The following is a 17,449-nucleotide window of genomic DNA, read 5'->3' on the forward strand; positions in this document are numbered from 1 at the left end:
TCGTTGGAACCAGTCGATCCTGAACGCTACCCGCAATTGGTCGGCGGTCACACCGAGTCTGGACTCCCTGCGTCGCCAGTTGCGCTTACGCGTGCCGAGAAGGGCTGCGCGGTCGACGTCGTGATGCAATACTCGCCCCGAAGCCGGATGACTGCGGTCAGGGGAACGGCCGCTACGTCACAGGCCGGGCGCTATCGGACATGGTTGAGCGACAACGACGTCGGGGAGTGTTGGATGCACAGAGAGCTGCAGGATGTCGCGCAACAAGTGTCCACCGGACGTCTACCCCGGTGGGAGTCGGTCGAGACGATCGTGGGGGCCGCATACCGACGCTACCTGCGGATGACCGACGGGTCGGTGGCCGACTACATACCGGCGCTTGCGGACGCCGACCCGGAGTTGTTCGCGGTTGCCGTCTCGGAAATCGGTGGAGGTATGCACGAGGCCGGGGACGTGGCGGCCGAGTTCACCATCCAATCGATATCGAAGGCATTCGTTTTCGCGCTGGTCTGTGAAGCACACGGGCACATGGCGGTCCGTGAGCGCATCGGCGTCGACAACACAGGCCTGCCTTTCAACTCGGTGATCGCGATCGAGCTCGGCGACGGCCACCCGCGCAACCCGATGGTCAACGCGGGCGCGATCGCTACGACCGCACTGATTCCCGGGGCCACACCTGCAGAACAGTGGGAGCGGGTACGCCGAGGGCTTTCACGTTTCGCCGGTCGCGCACTCGAACTCGACGGCCAGGCGTACCACTCGGAGATGCTGACCAACCACCGGAACCGGGCCATCACGCAACTGCTCGAGAGCTATGGTCGAATCGAGGCCGAACCGGCGACCCTCGTCGACGTGTACACCAGGCAGTGCTCGCTACGCGTGAACGCGCACGACCTCGCAATCATGGGCGCCACCCTGGCGGACGGCGGGGTCAACCCGGTCACCGGAGAACGGGTCGTGTCGGCGCAGGTGTGCCGCGACACCCTGTCCGTGCTCGCCTCCACCGGCATGTACGAGCGCTCAGGACAGTGGCTGTTCGAAGTGGGCCTACCCGCGAAATCCGGTGTCTCCGGCGGAATTGTCGCCATCGTCCCGGGCAAAGGGGCCATCGGCACGTTCTCACCGCGGTTGGACGAAGCGGGAAACAGCGTTCGCGGCCAGCGGGCAACGGCGTACCTCTCCCGGGCGCTCGGGCTCAATCTGTTCGCCTCGGACGTACATACAGGCGGAGACCACCTCGATACCTTCGCGCACGAACCTGCACGGCGCACCGCCGAAGAGCAGATCGCACCGCAGACGAAAGGGCACATCGCATGAGCGCTGAGACCGCAGTGTCGGACGACGAAGCCGCGCGCACATCCTGGGTACCGATGATCGGGCTGTTCTTGGCCCAGATGCTGATGTCCTTCAATGTGGCGCTTCTGCCCATATCCCTCGGCGGGATGGTCGACTCGTTCGGTGCGCCTCCGACGACCGTTGCGGCGACGATCGTCGTCTACGGCCTCGTCGTGGCCGCGCTTGTCATGGTGGGCGCCAAGGTCGGTCAGAAGGTGGGCTGGCTACGGGTTTTCCGTGCCGTCGTCGTCTTGTTCGCTGTCTCCTCGATCATCATGCTGGTCTCGCCGAGCGTCGGCTGGGCCATCACCGGCCAGGGTCTCGCTGGTGCGTCGGCGGCGATCATCGTCCCTGCCCTCGTCGCCCTGATCGCCGAGAACTACAAGGGCCTCCAGCAGGCGACAGCAGTCGGCTCGCTCGGCTCGGCGCGAGCGTTGTCCGGGGTCTCCGCATTCCTCATCGGCGGCGCGCTGGCCAGTACCGTCGGCTGGCGCCCGTCGTTCGCCATCGTGCTGGGCATCGCGGTAGCGGTGTTCGTGCTCAGCTTCACACTGCGCTCCGACAAGGGCGACAAGGACATCGACATCGACATCGTGGCCGCGATCCTCATCGGTGTCGCGATCGTGCTGATCACCATGGGATTCCAGAATCTCAACGCGTGGGGCGTGTGGTTCGCCTCCCCCGACGCACCATTCGACATAGTCGGAGTATCGCCGGCACCGCTGCTCGTGGTGATCGGCTTGGTGTTCGGCCAGGGCTTCTTCCAGTGGACGCGGGCAAGGATCAAGGCGGGCAAGACGCCGCTGGTGGAACTCTCCGTACTCGGGTCGGGCCGCGAGCGTGCTGCCGTCTACGCGATGTTCATCGTCGTAGCGATGGAGGCTGCGCTGAACTTCACGGTGCCGCTGTACATTCAGATCGTCCAGGGGCGCTCCGCATTCGACACGTCCATCGCGATGCTGCCGTTCAACCTCACCGTGTTCGTCACGGCAATGCTGGTGGTGCGGGTCTACAAGCACTTCAGCCCCAGGACCATCGGCCTGTTCTCGTTCGTACTCACCACGACCGCGCTGGTGTGGCTGGCGTACGTGGTGAGCAACAACTGGGAGACGATTCCGACGATCATCGGCCTGATCGTCTTCGGCATCGGTCAGGGTGCACTCGTCACTCTCGTGTTCAACGTGCTGGTCACCAGCGCACCAAAACGCCTGGCTGGCGATGTCGGCTCGATCCGTGGGACCACGCAAAATCTCGCTTCCGCCGTCGGCACCGCCGTGATCGGCGCGATCCTCGTCTCAGTGCTCTCACTGGGGATCGGAAACGCAGTGGCGCACCAGACTGCGATACCGGACTCGCTCGTCGTCCAAGTCGACCTGGACAAGGTCGACTTCGTCCGTAACGACGATCTGCGTGAGCACCTCGAAACCACCACGAACGCTACTTCGCAGCAGATCGACAGGGCCGTGGAGATCAACGCGGACGTGCGGCTGCAGACACTCAAGTACGGCCTGCTCGTCCTCGCGATCGTCAGCGCGATCGCCATTCTGCCGGCTTCCCGTCTGCCGCGGTATCGTCCGGGCGAGATCCCGGCACCGGATGCAGAGCAGTAGTGACACAACGGACGCCGACCGTGTCGGATCAGGACGGCCGCATTGCACAAGCAGGAAACGCTGCGCCGGCGGCACAGAAGCCCGAGATCGGGAGGGCCCAGCAGCGCAGGCGCGAGTTTCCGTTGTTTGCCAAAGCCCCCTATCTCGGCCTCGTCGTGGCGGTGGTGTTCTTCTGGGCTTCGCTGACTCCCACACTGCTGCCGCGCGGCGCCCTCTTCCAGGGCACGGTGTCGGGCGCTGCTGCCGCCATCGGCTACGGCATCGGCATCGTGGCCTCGATATTCCTGCGGTGGTTGCTCGAATGGGAGCCGCCTCGGCTTCTCGCTCGAATCGCCTGGTGGATGCTGCCGGTTGTGTGCGTTGCCGGCACAGGCGCGATGCTCGTATGGTTCTCGCAGTGGCAGTCGCAGCTACGGTCGATCATGAACGCGCCGGATCTGTCGTGGACCGCCTACCCGGTACTGCTGGTGGTCACCGCTGCGATATTCACGGCACTGGTGCTGTTGGGCCGATCCTTCCTATGGCTGATGCGCTGGTGTGTGCGCGCCGCCCGCCGAGTCCTGCCTCGCCGATTGGCGGCCGTGGCCGGGTTGGTGATCGCCGCATTCCTTGTGACGACCCTGGTGGACGGCCTGCTGGCCAAATGGGTGATGAATGGGCTGAACTCGTCTTTTGCCGCCATCAACGAAGAAACCGAAGCGGCGAGCAGTCCACCCGACTCACCGCTGCGATCGGGCAGCACACAATCTCTGGTCTCCTGGAACTCGCTGGGCAGAATGGGACGCCGATTCGTCTCCAGTGGCCCCTCTGCGGCGAACATCGCACAGTTCACCGGAAAACCGGCATCCGAGCCGATCCGGGCTTACATCGGCCTCGCCTCGGCGGACGGCGGACCAGAGGCGCACGCGCGGCTGACCGTCGACGAGCTCGAGCGCACCGGCGCCTTCGACCGTGCGGTGATAGCGGTGGCCAATACCACCGGTAGCGGGTGGATCAACGAGTCGGCAGCCGCCTCTCTGGAGTACATGTACGGCGGAGACACGGCGATCGTCAGCATGCAATACTCTTATCTGCCCAGCTGGCTCTCGTTCATCGCGGACAAGGATCGCGCCAGACAGGCCGGGCGCGCACTGTTCCGGGAAGTCTCGGCACAGGTACAACAGATCCCGCCGGACCAACGCCCACAGCTGGTGACCTTCGGCGAAAGTCTCGGTTCGTTCTCGGCCGAGGCAGCTTTCGCGGGCGACCTGGACCTGGCATCGCGTACCGACGGCGCACTGTTCGTGGGCCCCACCAACAGCAACGAGTTGTGGCGGCGGTTCACTGCGGCACGTGACGAAGACTCCCCGCAGACGCTACCGATCTATCGAGACGGGGAAACGGTCCGATTCGTTTCCTCACCGGCGGACCTGGAACGGCCGGACGAACCGTGGGAGGGCACACGCGTGGTGTACCTGCAGAACGCCTCCGATCCGATCACCTGGTGGAACCCGGAACTGCTGTTCTCCGAACCCGACTGGCTGCGCGAGCCGCGAGGCGACGGTGTGCTGCCATCGACGCAGTGGTATCCGATCGTCACGTTCCTTCAGGTCTCGGCGGATATGGCAGTGGCGAACAGTGTGCCCGACGGATTCGGCCACACCTTCGTCGCCGACCTCGCGAACGCCTGGGCCGCCATCCTCGAACCACCCGGGTGGACTGATGCCGACACGAGCCGATTGAGAGAGATACTCACAAGGGAGTGAGACCGTCCACCCGAGCGCACCAGATTCGAATGAGCCCCGACCCGCAGCCATCGGCAGGTCGGGGCTCATTCATCGGTGGGCGCGGAGGGTTTCGAACCCCCGACCGCTGGTGTGTAAAACCAGAGCTCTACCACTGAGCTACACGCCCGAACAGTCGGCGAAAAATCGCCGACTGCGCATCAGGACTCTAGCGCGGCGAGCGCATTCTCCCAAGCTCCCTGGTCACGGGCCTCTCCAGGACCGTTCATCTCCGAGAACTTGATGACGCCATCCTTGTCGATGACGAAGGTCCCGCGGTTCGCGAATCCCAACTTGTCGTTGAAGACGCCGTAGGCCTGAGCGACCTCGCCGTGCGGCCAGAAATCCGACAGCAACGGAAAGGTGTAACCCTGCTCCGCGGACCAGATCTTGTGCGTCGGTGACGCACCGACGGAAATCGCAAGGATCGCGGTGTCATCGTTCTCGAACTTGGGAAGTTCGTCGCGTACCTTGCACAGTTCGCCCTGACAGGTTCCCGTGAATGCGAGTGGATAGAACACCAGAAGCACATTCTTCTCGCCGCGGAAGTCGGAGAGCGTCACCTCTTGGTTGTTCTGATCCTTCAGGGTGAAGTCCGGGGCAGCAGTGCCCACTTCGAGTGGCATATCGGTCCTTGATCCGAAAGAAGGGATGTCAGCGCTTGTTCGACGGGCGCGACTTGGGCTGCACCAACCGACTCCCCGACCAGTTGCCGAGGTTGGAGGCTGAGGTTTGAGTCAATCCGGCGGTGGGTGCCGACTCTGCGATCTCACTCGGCTCCACGTGGCCGGGCTGACCCGTTTTCGGGGTCAGAACCCAGACGAAGCCTTCCTCCGACAGCGGGCCGATTGCGTCCATCAACGCATCCACCAGGTCACCGTCCTCGTCGCGCCACCACAGCAGCACGACGTCGATCACCTCGTCGGAATCATCCTCGAGAATCTCCCCACCGATCGTGTCCTCGACCGCGGCACGCAGGTCGTCGTCGGTGTCCTCGTCCCAGCCCAGTTCTTGCACCACCATATCGGAGGTGATTCCGAGTTTCTGAACATAGCTTTGGGCGTCCGCCGCGGCGACCACGGTGAGGTCCTCCTTTTGTCGATGATGTCCAGCTTGTCCGGGCACCTTGTGGGTGAAGATCGATAAGTGAAGCGAACATGCTCGACGGCTTTCGCGCAAGCCGACCGCGCAGAAAACCTCGAGAAATGCATCGAACGGTCGTGTTCCTCGACAGTACGGTGTCGATCGCAGTCTTTCAGCATTCTGCGGCGATGGCGTTCTTGATGTCGTATCCACGGTCCGCGAGAACGTTGAGTGCATCGCCGGTCTTACCGGACTCGACCGCATCCGCCAGTTCGGAATAGATGCCGGCATAGTCATCGAACAGCGCGGCGAGTTCGGGCGGAACAGCGGCCGCATCCTCACGCGCCGAAGCTGCGGCGTCCCGGTACGTCTTCACCGCAGCGGCGGCCTTCTCCTCGACATCGGGCGCTTCCTGATTGGCGGCCTCGATGAATGCGTTGTACGGGTCCACCGCCGCCGCAGCTTCCTCGAAGAGGGTCGAACATGCCTGGTCGACCTGGGCTGCTGCTCGCGACGACGACGCCGCGGCCGCTGAAGACGTCACCTCAGCGGCATATTCCGCCGCCTGCACATCGTTCGGACGCGGCGTTCCCTCGACAGTCGCGCTGCACCCGGCGATCAACCCGAACCCGATGACCAATGCGCCCGTCGCACCCACGAGACCGGTCCCGCGCGTGACCCTCTGCATTTCTTCTTCCCCTCTGACTCTCGTACGGCACCGACTCTCCATCGGCGCCGTTCTCCACCGCAGCATCGCACGAACGACCCAACTCTACGGACACCAGCGAAAACAGTACTGGCCGGTAACCGAAGGGGGCTGTGCCGGTCGTCACGCAATGGGGAAAGATGAGGGTTGCACCATATTACGAATGAGGTGACGAATCGGGCCCACCACGGCCCGATCGCTGGGAACGGACGCCACACAGGGCGTCCAACCACAAAGAGGAGCAACCTTGTCAGACCTGAGTCAGGAGTCAGCTTCACACTCGCCCTCTGCCACACCAGGCGGAGCGAAAGGCGACGGTTCCACACACACTGGATCCGCATCCGCACAAGGCGAGCGTGTCCGCGTAATTCGCGAGGGTGTCGCGTCGTACCTTCCGGACATCGATCCCGACGAGACGCACGAGTGGCTCGAATCGTTCGACGGACTCCTCGACCGGTCCGGTCCCGCCCGCGCCCGCTATCTGATGCTGCGCATGCTCGAACGCGCCGGCGAAAAACACGTGGCCCTGCCGGCATTGACGTCGACCGACTACGTGAACACCATTCCGACGGAGAACGAACCATGGTTCCCCGGCGACGAAGAGGTCGAACGCCGTTACCGCGCCTTCATCCGGTGGAACGCAGCGATCATGGTCACCCGTGCCCAACGACCCGGAGTGGGAGTCGGCGGACACATATCCACTTACGCCTCCTCCGCTGCTCTGTACGAGGTCGGTTTCAATCACTTCTTCCGCGGCAAGGATCATCCCGGCGGCGGCGACCAGATATTCATCCAGGGCCACGCCTCACCGGGCATCTACGCCCGCGCCTTCCTCGAAGGGCGGATTCCGGCAGAACAGCTCGATGGTTTCCGGCAGGAACACAGCCACGCCGACCAGGGTGGCGGGCTGCCGTCGTACCCACATCCGCGGCTGCTTCCCGACTTCTGGGAGTTCCCGACGGTGTCGATGGGGCTCGGCCCGATGAACGCGATCTACCAGGCCCGATTCAACCACTACCTGCACGATCGCGGCATCAAGGACACTTCGCAACAGCACGTGTGGGCGTTCCTCGGTGACGGCGAAATGGACGAGCCGGAATCGCGCGGGCTTGCGCACGTCGCAGCGACCGAGGGCCTGGACAATCTCACCTTCGTCGTCAACTGCAACCTGCAGCGCCTCGACGGACCTGTCCGCGGCAACGGCAAGATAATTCAGGAGCTCGAGTCCTTCTTCCGGGGTGCCGGCTGGAACGTCATCAAGGTCGTGTGGGGCCGCGAATGGGACGCTCTGCTGCACGCGGACCGCGACGGTGCGCTGGTGAACCTCATGAACGTCACCCCTGACGGCGACTACCAGACGTACAAGGCCAACGATGGCGCGTTCGTGCGCGATCACTTCTTCGGGCGCGATCCCCGGACCAAAGCGCTCGTCAAAGATCTGACCGATGCGCAGATCTGGAACCTCAAACGCGGCGGCCACGACTATCGCAAGATTCATGCCGCCTACGCTGCGGCGATGGCCCACCAGGGTCAGCCGACCGTCATCTTGGCAAAAACCATCAAGGGCTACACCCTCGGTAAGCACTTCGAGGGCCGCAACGCGACCCACCAGATGAAGAAGCTGACCCTCGAAGATCTCAAGTACTTCCGCGACGTACAGCGCATCCCGATCTCCGACGAAGAGTTGGAGAAGAACCCCAAGATGCCGCCGTACTACCACCCCGGCAAGAACGCGCCCGAAATCCAGTACATGCTCGAACGGCGCCGGGCGCTGGGCGGCTTCCTGCCGTCCCGGAACACCAAGGCATCTCCGCTGCCGCTGCCACCCGACAAGACCTACGACGTCGTCCGCAAGGGCTCCGGCAAGCAGCAAGTTGCCACCACCATGGCTTTGGTGCGCATCATGAAGGAGTTGCTGCGCGACAAGGAGATCGGCCCCCGGATCGTGCCGATCATTCCCGACGAGGCCCGCACCTTCGGTATGGACTCGTGGTTCCCGTCCCTGAAGATCTACAACCCCAACGGGCAGCTCTACACCGCAGTGGACGCCGATCTGATGCTCGCCTACAAGGAGAGCGAGGTCGGACAGATCCTGCACGAGGGCATCAACGAGGCCGGGTCCACGGCGTCGTTCACCGCCGTCGGCTCGTCGTACGCGACGCACGGCATACCGATGATTCCGCTGTACATCTTCTACTCGATGTTCGGGTTCCAGCGCACCGGTGATGGCCTGTGGGCTGCGGCAGATCAGATGACGCGCGGGTTCGTACTCGGTGCCACGGCGGGACGCACCACCCTCACCGGAGAAGGCCTGCAGCACGCCGATGGGCATTCGCTGCTGCTGGCATCGACCAACCCTGCCGCGGTTGCGTACGACCCCGCCTTCTCCTACGAGATCGCCCACATCGTCAAGGACGGCCTACGCCGGATGTACGGCGGCACCGAGGGGGTCGAAGGCTTCGGCGGGGAGAACGTCTTCTACTACATCACCCTCTACAACGAACCCTATGTGCAGCCGGCGGAGCCGTCGGATCTCGACGTCAACGGGCTCTTGAAGGGCATCTACCTGTACCGACGCGCCGAGGGACACGGGCCGAAGGCTCAGATTCTGGTTTCCGGTGTCACCATGCCCGAGGGTCTGCGGGCCCAGCAGTTGCTGGCCGACGACTGGGGCGTGCAGGCCGACGTCTGGTCGGTGACGTCGTGGGGCGAGTTGCGCCGTGACGGTGTCGAATGCGAGAAGCAGCAGCTGCGCTCGGCGGGTCAGGACACGAAGGTGCCCTACGTGACCACCGCTCTGTCCGACGCGGAAGGCCCGTTCGTCGCTGCATCGGACTGGATGCGGGCCGTCGCCGACCAGATCCGCCAATGGATACCCGGCGATTACACCACCCTCGGAACCGACGGATTCGGGTTCTCCGACACCCGGCCGGCGGCACGACGGGTCTTCAATGTCGATGCCGAATCGATCGCGGTCGCCACTCTCGTCGCATTGGCGAACGAAGGCTCGATCGACGCCGCGAATGCGGTGGAAGCGGCCGCCAGGTACCGCATCGAGGATGTGCATGCGGCACCCGAACAGACGTCCGACTCCGGGGTCGCCTGACCTTGCAGACACCGCCGTTCACCGACGGGTTACCCGTCGGTGGACGGCGGTGGGCGTAGGTTCTTGTGCATGCCAGAGCAGAGGCCGATGGTTGCCCGACGACAGCCGCAACGTGACCCACTACCGGACGCGCTGCTGCGCCGCGTGAAGCAGTTCTCCGGACGCTTGTCCACCGAGGCAGTCACGACCATGCAGGAACAGCTGCCCTTCTTCGACGATCTCGACGCCTCGCAGCGCGCCAACGTCCAATTACTCGTGCAAACTGCCGTCGTCAATTTCCTCGAATGGCTGAAAGACCCGGAGAACGACAAGAACGACATCCGTTTCAGCCTCGACGCGTTCCAGGTGATTCCGCAGGATCTGGCGCGCCGCCTGACGTTGCGTCAGACGGTGGAGATGGTTCGGGTTGCCATGGAGTTCTTCGAGCAGTGGCTTCCGGCACTCGCGCGGAACGACCAGCAACTCGTCGCGCTGACCGAGGCCATCCTGCGGTACGGCCGTGAACTCGGGTTCGCAGCCGCGTCCGTCTACGCCAGTGCCGCAGAGTCACGAGGAGCTTGGGACACCCGACTCGAGGCGTTGGTCGTCGATGCGGTGGTCCGTGGGGACACCGGGTCGGACATGCTCTCGAGGGCAGCGACCCTCAACTGGGATGCCACTGCGCCCGCCACCGTCATCGTCGGTACTCCCCCGCCCGACGAGCGTGTGTCCGTCGTCGGAACCGTGCACACCATCGCCGAGAGGCACGACCGGGCCGCTCTGGCAGTGGTACTGGGCTCGCGCCTCGTGATGGTGGTCAGCGGCGACCTTCACAAACCTGCGAGCGGGTCGCAGTTCATGCGCGACCTGCTCACGAAGTTCGCGGACGAACCCGTGGTCATCGGTCCCACGACCCCGACGCTGGGCGCAGCACATTCGAGTGCGGTCGAGGCTCTGTCCGGCATGCAGGCCGTCGCCGGTTGGCGTGCCGCGCCGAGGCCCGTCTTCGCGGCCGAGCTCCTTCCGGAGCGAGCACTTCTCGGAGATTCCGCGGCGATGACTGCGCTCAACGAGACGTTGGTTGCGCCGCTGTCGGCGGCCGGATCGGTGCTCACCGACACACTCGATGCCTACCTCGACTGTGGTGGCGCTGTCGAAACATGTGCCCGTCAGCTGTTTGTTCATCCAAATACAGTTCGTTATCGGTTGAAAAGAATAGGAGAAGTCACAGGACGAGAACCGACAAATCCTCGTGATGCGTACGTGCTCAGGATCGCGGCTACGGTCGGTCGTTTGACTCAATCTCGTCACGAACCAACCACTCGTTTAACAGCAGTCACACCATTCACATTCGGAGAAGACGTGCTGTAACGCCCGAGCCCGCCATTCCGATGCGAGGCCCCGACTAGGGCTTTTGTGGAAACCCAACAAATCCGATCAAGAGAGTTCATGGCGTACGACATCTCGCGTCACCGGTGTGACGGTGTTCTCTTGAGTAGTGATTTCGTTGCTTGCCCCGGGTCAGGGCTCTCAGACACCCGGAATGCTCGCGCCATGGCTCGAGCTGCCCGGTACCCAGGACCGACTCGAACTCTGGTCGAAGGCATCCGGCCTCGACCTCGTTCGGCTCGGCACCACCGCCACCGCGGAGGAGATCACCGACACGGCGGTGACACAGCCGCTCGTGGTGGCTGCCGCTCTGCTGGCGTACGAGGAGATCGAACGCAAGGGCCTCGTCCCGGCCGACACGATCGCGGCCGGCCACTCGGTCGGCGAACTCGCTGCCGCTGCTGTCGCCGGTGTCCTCACCACGGACGACGCCGTGGCGCTGGCCGCGGTTCGTGGCTCCGAAATGGCGAAGGCCTGCTCGCTCGAGCCCACCGGCATGTCGGCCGTGCTCGGCGGTGACGAAACAGCCGTACTCGCCCGCCTCGAAGAACTCGACCTCGTGCCTGCGAATCGCAATGCTGCAGGCCAGATCGTTGCTGCCGGTCTGCTCACTGCACTCGAAGAGCTCGCCGCGAATCCGCCGGAGAAGGCACGTGTGCGCGCACTCCCCGTCGCAGGCGCATTCCATACCCGCTTCATGGCACCCGCCCAGGAAGCAGTGACCGCAGCAGCCGCCAAGATCACGCCGTCCGAGCCCACTCGGACCCTCCTGTCCAACGCCGACGGCGCACCGGTCACCTCCGGCGCCGACGCACTGACCAAGCTGGCAGCGCAAGTGACCAAGCCCGTGCGCTGGGACCTGTGCACCGCACACCTGCGCGACGCCCAAGTTGCTGCAATCGCGGAGCTTCCGCCTGCCGGAACGTTGATCGGAATCGCGAAGCGCGAGATGCGTGGCACACCGACGCTTGCACTCAAGACCCCGGGGGAAATCTCCGCACTGGCCGAGCTGAGCACAGTCGGCTAGTTTGCTGCACGCACCCACGTGCGTGTAGGGCCGCAGGTCCGGTCGTGAGGCCCACGACCTGCACAACTGGAAATGACGTATACACCGAACCCAGAAGGGAGCCACCCCGTGGCACTCACCCAGGAAGAAATCGTTGCCGAGCTCGGACAGATCATCGAGGAGGTCACCGGCATCGAACCCTCCGAGGTGACCGTCGAGAAGTCCTTCGTCGACGACCTCGACATCGACTCCCTGTCGATGGTGGAGATCGCTGTTCAGACCGAGGACAAGTACGGCGTCAAGATCCCCGACGAGGACCTCGCCAGCCTCCGCACCGTCGGTGACGCAGTGGGCTACATCCAGAAGCTCGAGGCCGAGGGCGGCGCCGAGGCAGAAGCAGTGAAGGCGAAGCTCGAAGCCGCCAAGAACGACGAGGAGTGAGCCCAACCGTGACTTCCGCAACCCGCAACGGGAACTTCCCCAATATCGTCGTCACCAGCCTTGCGGCTTCGACGTCGGTCGCCGGTGATGTGGATGGCACGTGGAAGGGCCTACTGGCCGGCGAGAGCGGCATCGACGTCCTCCACGACGACTTCATCGAAGAGTACGAACTTCCGGTGAAGATCGGCGGCCACCTGAAGGTGTCTCCGGACGAGTCGCTCTCACGCGTGGAGTTGAGGCGCATGAGCTTCGTCGAGCGGCTCGCCATCGTTCTCGGCCGCAAGGTCTGGGAAGAGGCGGGCAGCCCGGACGTCGACAAGGATCGTCTCGGTGTCGTCATCGGAACCGGCCTCGGTGGCGGCGAAGCTCTTGTCGACGCCGTCGACAAGATGAAGAACGGCGGCTACCGCAAGGTGTCTCCGTTCTCCGTGCAGATGATCATGCCGAACGGGCCGTCGGCGACGGTCGGTCTCGAACTCGGAGCACGCGCCGGCGTCATCACTCCGGTGTCGGCGTGTTCCTCGGGCTCCGAGGCGATCGCGCATGCGTACCGGATGCTGATCATGGGCGATGCGGACATCATCGTCGCGGGTGGCGCCGAGGGCTTCCTCGATGCCGTTCCGATCGCGAGCTTCGCGATGATGCGCGCATTGAGCACCAACAACGAGAACCCGAAGGGGGCCTCGCGTCCGTTCGACAAGGATCGCGACGGTTTCGTCTTCGGTGAGGCCGGCGCCCTGATGGTCCTCGAGACCGAAGAGCACGCCAAGGCTCGTGGTGCCACCATCCACGCCCGTTTGCTGGGCGCGGGTATCACGTCGGACGGATTCCACATCGTCGCTCCGGATCCCTCGGGTTCCGGTGCTGCACGCGCAATGACAAGGGCCATCCAGTCGGCCGGGCTGACCAAGCAGGACATTCAGCACATCAACGCGCACGCCACGGCGACCCCGATCGGCGACACGGCAGAGGCGAAGGCCATCAATGCCGCTGTCGGTAAGCACGCTTCGATCTACGCACCGAAGTCTGCGTTGGGGCACTCGATCGGCGCCGTCGGCGCTCTCGAATCGGTGCTCACGGTCCTGAGTGTGCGGGACGGAATCGTTCCGCCCACACTCAATCTCGAGAATCAGGATCCAGAAATCGACCTCGATGTCGTCAAGGGCGAAGCCCGCAGCGGACAGATCGATTTCGCGCTCAACAACTCGTTCGGGTTCGGTGGGCACAATGTCGCGCTCGCCTTCGGCCGGGCATAACAACCCGGTTCGAATCAGCCAGATCGCGGGTGGAGATTCCGCACGATATGTAACGCGGAATCTCCACCCATCGACAGCCCCGGTAGGGGCCTGCTACAGGAGGACGCGATGACAATACTGGCGCCGTCGACGAAGTCGGATCAGTCGACCGATCCGCGCGATCCCCTGGCCCGGCTCGAGCGTCTGTTCGACGCCGGCACGGTCACCGCCCTCCACGCACCGGACAAATCCGGTGTCCTGGCCGCCACCGGCACCATCGACGGCGTCCGCTCGGTCGCCTACTGCTCCGACGCCACCGTCATGGGTGGCGCCATGGGAGTCGAAGGCTGCAAGCACATCGTCAACGCCATCGATACCGCGCTCGACCAAGAGGCCCCGATCGTCGGACTCTGGCACTCGGGTGGTGCACGCCTCGCCGAAGGCGTCGAAGCACTCCACGCCGTGGGCTTGGTATTCGAAGCCATGGTGCGAGCCTCGGGCCGCATCCCCCAAATTTCCGTCGTTCTCGGGTTCGCCGCAGGTGGAGCCGCCTACGGGCCGGCGCTGACCGACGTCGTCATCATGGCCCCCGAAGGTCGTGTCTTCGTGACAGGGCCCGACGTCGTTCGCAGCGTGACCGGCGAGCAGGTCGACATGAACTCGCTCGGCGGCCCGGACACCCACACCAAGAAGTCCGGTGTCGCCCACATCGCCGCCAGAGACGAGGACGATGCACTCCACCGTGCTCGGCGTCTCGTCTCGATGCTCGCCGATCAGGGCGAATTCGATCAGGCCGCCGCAGAGCACGGCGACACGGACTTGCGTGCGCTCATGCCGGAGTCCCCGAAGCGCGCCTACGACGTTCGTCCGATCGTTAACGAGCTTCTCGACAACGTCGAGGGTGAGTCCAGTTTCGAGGAACTGCAGGCGAACTACGCCCGGAGTATCGTCACCGGATTCGGCCGGCTCGGTGGTCGCACCGTGGGCCTCATCGCGAACAATCCTCTCCGGCTCGGTGGTTGCCTCAATTCCGAAAGCGCCGAGAAGTCCGCTCGTTTCGTTCGGTTGTGCAATGCATTCGGCATTCCGCTGGTCGTGATCGTGGACGTCCCCGGTTACCTACCCGGTGTCAGCATGGAATGGGAAGGTGTCGTTCGTCGTGGCGCCAAGTTGCTCCATGCATTCGCCGAGGCGACCGTTCCCCGCGTCACGGTGGTGACCCGCAAGATCTACGGCGGCGCCTACATCGCCATGAACTCACGTGCGCTCGGCGCTACCGCGGTGTACGCGTGGCCGGGTGCCGAAGTGGCCGTGATGGGCGCGAAGGCGGCCGTCGGAATCCTCCACAAGCGTGCGCTCGCCGCCGCGCCGGAGGAAGAACGCGAGGCACTGCACGATCGCTTGGCCGTCGAACACGAGGCCATTGCCGGAGGAGTCACACGTGCCGTGGAAATCGGCGTGGTCGACGAGGAGATCGATCCTGCCACCACTCGCAGCGTGGTCGCCGCCGCCCTTGCTGCAGCGACACCGGCACGCGGGAATCACAAGAATATCCCCCTGTGATGCACTGACCCCGCTGCCCGCTCTGACGGTCGGCGCAAGGGTCATCGACCAGTCCCAGGGTTTCGCCGCGGGGCGCCTCTTCGAGTTCGGAAACGGCCACGTAATGCCCGTCGCCGCGGCACTCGATCTGTCAGCCGACTTGCTTGTGTATCCACATCACTTCTGCGCCGTCGCCACCACCACGGAATGGTTCGAGAGCCTCGTCCCATTCGGCGCCGAGAGCCAGGTCCAGTTGCGCGCCGATGTCCGCGCCACTCGACATGATGGACCGAAGCCGCATCTCCCCGATCATCACGTCCCCGTTTGCGCTGGTCGAGCCATGCCACAAGCCCAGTTCCGGGACGTAACTGAATCGCTCACCGTCGACTCCTTCGCTGGGGTCCTCTGTGACTTCGAAACGAAGCATCGGCCACGCGCGGAGGGCGCTGACCAGCCGAGCGCCGGTCCCGACCGGCCCTACCCAGTTACTGATCGCCTGGAGCACACCACTCGATGCGGGCTGCGAAGTCCACACGAAGTCTGCACGGCAGTCGAGTGTTGCGGTCAACGCCCACTCGACATGTGGACACACCGCCGCCGGCGACGAGTGGATGTAGACAACACCAGCCGTCACGTCCGCGAACTGATTCAATGCGCGCACCAGAGCCTCCTGCAATCTCGACGAGGGACGTCTTCCCCAACGACCTCGGTTCGACCTGCAATCGAAGAACTCTGATCACCAGTGTGCCCCGTGTTAGCCGTGTTGCGCTAGTGGTAATCGAGAAATATGTGTCAGACTGGCCGATTCGATTCGGCACCAACGGTCAGCACGGCATCGCTCAAGGCCGGCCACAGCGGTTTGGCCCAGTCCCCGAAATCACGGTCGGTGAGCACCACCAGTGCCGTCCGAACGGTTGGATCGACCCACAGAAACGTCCCGGATTGGCCGAAATGCCCGAAGGTCTGCGGCGAGTTCGACGACCCGGTCCAGTGTGGGTCTTTGGTACCTCGCAACTCGAATCCCAGCCCCCAATCGTTGGGGCGTTGGCGCCCGTAGCCCGGTAGCAGGCCGTCGAGACCGGGAAACTGGACGTTCACAGCGGCGGAATACGTAGGAGTCGCGATCAGCGTCGGTTCGAGCAGTTCGGCAGCAAACCGCGTCAGATCTACAACCGAAGCCTGTGCGCCGTGACCGGCCGAACCCACCAACTCCGCCGTTTCCATTCCCAGCGGCGCGAAGACGGCCTCCCGTAGATAGTCACCGAACGCAATGCCGGATTCGCCGGCGACCAGATCGGCAAGGACCTCGAACCCGGCACTCGAGTAGATCCGTTTGCGCTCCGGCGGAGACTGCACCACGTTCTCGCCGAATGCCAGCCCCGATGCATGTGCAAGTAGGTGGCGGACGGTGGAGCCCTCCGGTCCAGCCGGCTGGTCCAGCTCGATTGCGCCTTCCTCGACCGCGATCAGCACGGCGTACGCCACCAGCAGCTTGGTCACGGACGCCAACGGAAATACTCGCGTGACGTCTCCGTAGGTCGCCCGAGTTCCCGAGTTCGACACCACCGCAGCCGAGGCGCCCTCCACGGGCCACTGTGCGATGCGCTCGAGGATGTGCTGCTCAGTTCTTCCCACGCGACCACCCTACGAGAGACCCTCGGCACTCCATCGCGCCCGTGCACGTCGACGGCCGACGACCCCGAACGACAACGATTCTACGCAGCTCCGACATCGTGCAGGTGATGGATCGGATCGTGCACGAAGTACCTCGCCAGACTGTCCACGGTGAATCGCGAACCGTTGCTGCGGCGTCCGGTGCGATCGCGCTCCGCGGCCGGTACGGCACCGAAGGCGCGTGCGACGCGACCTGCAGACTCCAACAACTCGTGTGTGACCGCCGCAGGGTCCTGTTCGTTGTACCGCTCCCGCACAGCGGTTGCATCCTGATCCCAGTCGTCGAATCGTGGATCGTCCTCGTCGACCATCAACTGCACCCGGCTTGCGAAGAGGTCGAACACATCGCGCACGTGTGCGGCGTACTCCAGCGCCGACCAAGTCCGAGCATCCGGCCGCACGCGCACGTCGGCGCGGCGAAGCACGCCCACCCACCGGGCCGCGTTGTCGTCCACGATGGCAGAAATCCGCTCGTACTCCATCGCGCGGGCGTCGAAACCACACTCGGGGCACCGGTCCTCGATGACCCAGGTCCAATCCTTACCGTCGGGAGTGATCACCATGGCGCCCATCGTATTTG

15 protein-coding genes and 1 tRNA gene are annotated in these 17,449 nt (G+C 64.2%); 9 read left to right on the forward strand and 7 right to left on the reverse strand.

Annotated features, from left to right (window positions below; genetic code table 11):
* The first annotated feature begins 234 nt into the window (after window positions 1-234).
* Genes glsA through ACZI8Q_RS02010 form a run of 3 tightly spaced genes read left to right on the forward strand, consistent with a single transcriptional unit; the run spans window position 235 to window position 4,690 of the window.
* A complete protein-coding gene (gene glsA / locus ACZI8Q_RS02000; RefSeq protein ID WP_463371829.1) occupies window positions 235-1,317 on the forward strand; it encodes a glutaminase A in 1,083 nt (360 codons plus the stop codon).
* Window positions 1,314-2,945, forward strand: a complete 1,632-nt coding sequence (locus ACZI8Q_RS02005) for an MFS transporter (RefSeq protein WP_463371830.1) — start codon at window positions 1,314-1,316, stop codon at window positions 2,943-2,945. Before glsA ends, ACZI8Q_RS02005 begins: the two co-directional genes overlap by 4 nt.
* On the forward strand, window positions 2,945-4,690 hold the full coding sequence (locus ACZI8Q_RS02010; RefSeq protein ID WP_463371831.1) for an alpha/beta hydrolase: 1,746 nt from the start codon (window positions 2,945-2,947) through the stop codon (window positions 4,688-4,690). Before ACZI8Q_RS02005 ends, ACZI8Q_RS02010 begins: the two co-directional genes overlap by 1 nt.
* A 76-nt stretch (window positions 4,691-4,766) precedes the next feature.
* On the opposite strand, the gene ACZI8Q_RS02015 is transcribed toward ACZI8Q_RS02010, so the two are convergent.
* The 4 genes from ACZI8Q_RS02015 to ACZI8Q_RS02030 form a co-directional block, all read right to left on the reverse strand.
* Window positions 4,767-4,838: transfer RNA gene (locus ACZI8Q_RS02015), tRNA-Val, on the reverse strand.
* Window positions 4,839-4,869: 31 nt separating this feature from the next.
* Window positions 4,870-5,334, reverse strand: coding sequence for a peroxiredoxin (locus tag ACZI8Q_RS02020; protein WP_463371832.1), 465 nt, complete (start codon window positions 5,332-5,334; stop codon window positions 4,870-4,872).
* Between the two features lie 28 nt (window positions 5,335-5,362).
* A complete protein-coding gene (locus ACZI8Q_RS02025; RefSeq protein WP_463371833.1) occupies window positions 5,363-5,788 on the reverse strand; it encodes a DUF3052 domain-containing protein in 426 nt (141 codons plus the stop codon).
* Window positions 5,789-5,963: 175 nt separating this feature from the next.
* Window positions 5,964-6,479 carry a hypothetical protein gene (locus ACZI8Q_RS02030; protein ID WP_463371834.1) on the reverse strand — a complete coding sequence of 172 codons (516 nt, stop codon included), beginning with the start codon at window positions 6,477-6,479 and terminating at the stop codon, window positions 5,964-5,966.
* A 265-nt stretch (window positions 6,480-6,744) separates the two neighbouring features.
* Between ACZI8Q_RS02030 and aceE the strand changes: the two genes are divergently transcribed.
* The 6 genes from aceE to ACZI8Q_RS02060 all read left to right on the forward strand — a co-directional run bounded on the left by aceE (window position 6,745) and on the right by ACZI8Q_RS02060 (window position 15,216).
* Window positions 6,745-9,603 carry a pyruvate dehydrogenase (acetyl-transferring), homodimeric type gene (gene aceE, locus ACZI8Q_RS02035; RefSeq protein WP_463371835.1) on the forward strand — a complete coding sequence of 953 codons (2,859 nt, stop codon included), beginning with the start codon at window positions 6,745-6,747 and terminating at the stop codon, window positions 9,601-9,603.
* A 69-nt stretch (window positions 9,604-9,672) separates the two neighbouring features.
* Window positions 9,673-10,953 carry a PucR family transcriptional regulator gene (locus ACZI8Q_RS02040; RefSeq protein ID WP_463371836.1) on the forward strand — a complete coding sequence of 427 codons (1,281 nt, stop codon included), beginning with the start codon at window positions 9,673-9,675 and terminating at the stop codon, window positions 10,951-10,953.
* Between the two features lie 127 nt (window positions 10,954-11,080).
* Entirely contained in the window at window positions 11,081-11,998 is a 918-nt protein-coding gene (locus tag ACZI8Q_RS02045) for an ACP S-malonyltransferase (RefSeq protein ID WP_463371837.1), read from the forward strand.
* 108 nt (window positions 11,999-12,106) lie between these two features.
* The gene (gene acpM, locus ACZI8Q_RS02050) at window positions 12,107-12,418 is read left to right on the forward strand and encodes a meromycolate extension acyl carrier protein AcpM (RefSeq protein ID WP_463371838.1); all 312 of its coding nucleotides are present in this window, start codon (window positions 12,107-12,109) and stop codon (window positions 12,416-12,418) included.
* An 8-nt stretch (window positions 12,419-12,426) separates the two neighbouring features.
* A complete protein-coding gene (locus ACZI8Q_RS02055) occupies window positions 12,427-13,674 on the forward strand; it encodes a KasA/KasB family beta-ketoacyl-ACP synthase (protein ID WP_463371839.1) in 1,248 nt (415 codons plus the stop codon).
* A 108-nt stretch (window positions 13,675-13,782) separates the two neighbouring features.
* Window positions 13,783-15,216: an acyl-CoA carboxylase subunit beta gene (locus tag ACZI8Q_RS02060; RefSeq protein WP_463371840.1), complete on the forward strand. Its 1,434-nt coding sequence runs from the start codon at window positions 13,783-13,785 to the stop codon at window positions 15,214-15,216.
* A 130-nt stretch (window positions 15,217-15,346) separates the two neighbouring features.
* Here the strand turns inward: ACZI8Q_RS02060 and ACZI8Q_RS02065 are convergent, their stop codons facing one another.
* From ACZI8Q_RS02065 to ACZI8Q_RS02075, 3 genes are all read right to left on the reverse strand, one after another.
* Window positions 15,347-15,856, reverse strand: coding sequence for a DUF3145 domain-containing protein (locus ACZI8Q_RS02065; RefSeq protein WP_463371841.1), 510 nt, complete (start codon window positions 15,854-15,856; stop codon window positions 15,347-15,349).
* 131 nt (window positions 15,857-15,987) lie between these two features.
* Window positions 15,988-16,830, reverse strand: a complete 843-nt coding sequence (locus tag ACZI8Q_RS02070) for a serine hydrolase domain-containing protein (protein WP_463371842.1) — start codon at window positions 16,828-16,830, stop codon at window positions 15,988-15,990.
* 80 nt (window positions 16,831-16,910) lie between these two features.
* Entirely contained in the window at window positions 16,911-17,432 is a 522-nt protein-coding gene (locus ACZI8Q_RS02075) for a DinB family protein (RefSeq protein WP_463371843.1), read from the reverse strand.
* Between the last annotated feature and the right edge of the window lie 17 nt (window positions 17,433-17,449).

This window comes from Rhodococcus quanlei, assembly GCF_055231015.1.

Excerpts from the sequence above, each read along its gene's own strand:
- ACZI8Q_RS02005 (WP_463371830.1), top strand. The coding sequence starts at position 1,314 with ATGAGCGCTGAGACCGCAGTGTCGGACGACGAAGCCGCGCGCACATCC.
- ACZI8Q_RS02075 (WP_463371843.1), bottom strand. The coding sequence starts at position 17,432 with ATGGTGATCACTCCCGACGGTAAGGATTGGACCTGGGTCATCGAGGAC.
- ACZI8Q_RS02020 (WP_463371832.1), bottom strand. The coding sequence starts at position 5,334 with ATGCCACTCGAAGTGGGCACTGCTGCCCCGGACTTCACCCTGAAGGAT.
- ACZI8Q_RS02030 (WP_463371834.1), bottom strand. The coding sequence starts at position 6,479 with ATGCAGAGGGTCACGCGCGGGACCGGTCTCGTGGGTGCGACGGGCGCA.
- ACZI8Q_RS02040 (WP_463371836.1), top strand. The coding sequence starts at position 9,673 with ATGCCAGAGCAGAGGCCGATGGTTGCCCGACGACAGCCGCAACGTGAC.
- ACZI8Q_RS02060 (WP_463371840.1), top strand. The coding sequence starts at position 13,783 with ATGACAATACTGGCGCCGTCGACGAAGTCGGATCAGTCGACCGATCCG.
- glsA (WP_463371829.1), top strand. The coding sequence starts at position 235 with ATGCACAGAGAGCTGCAGGATGTCGCGCAACAAGTGTCCACCGGACGT.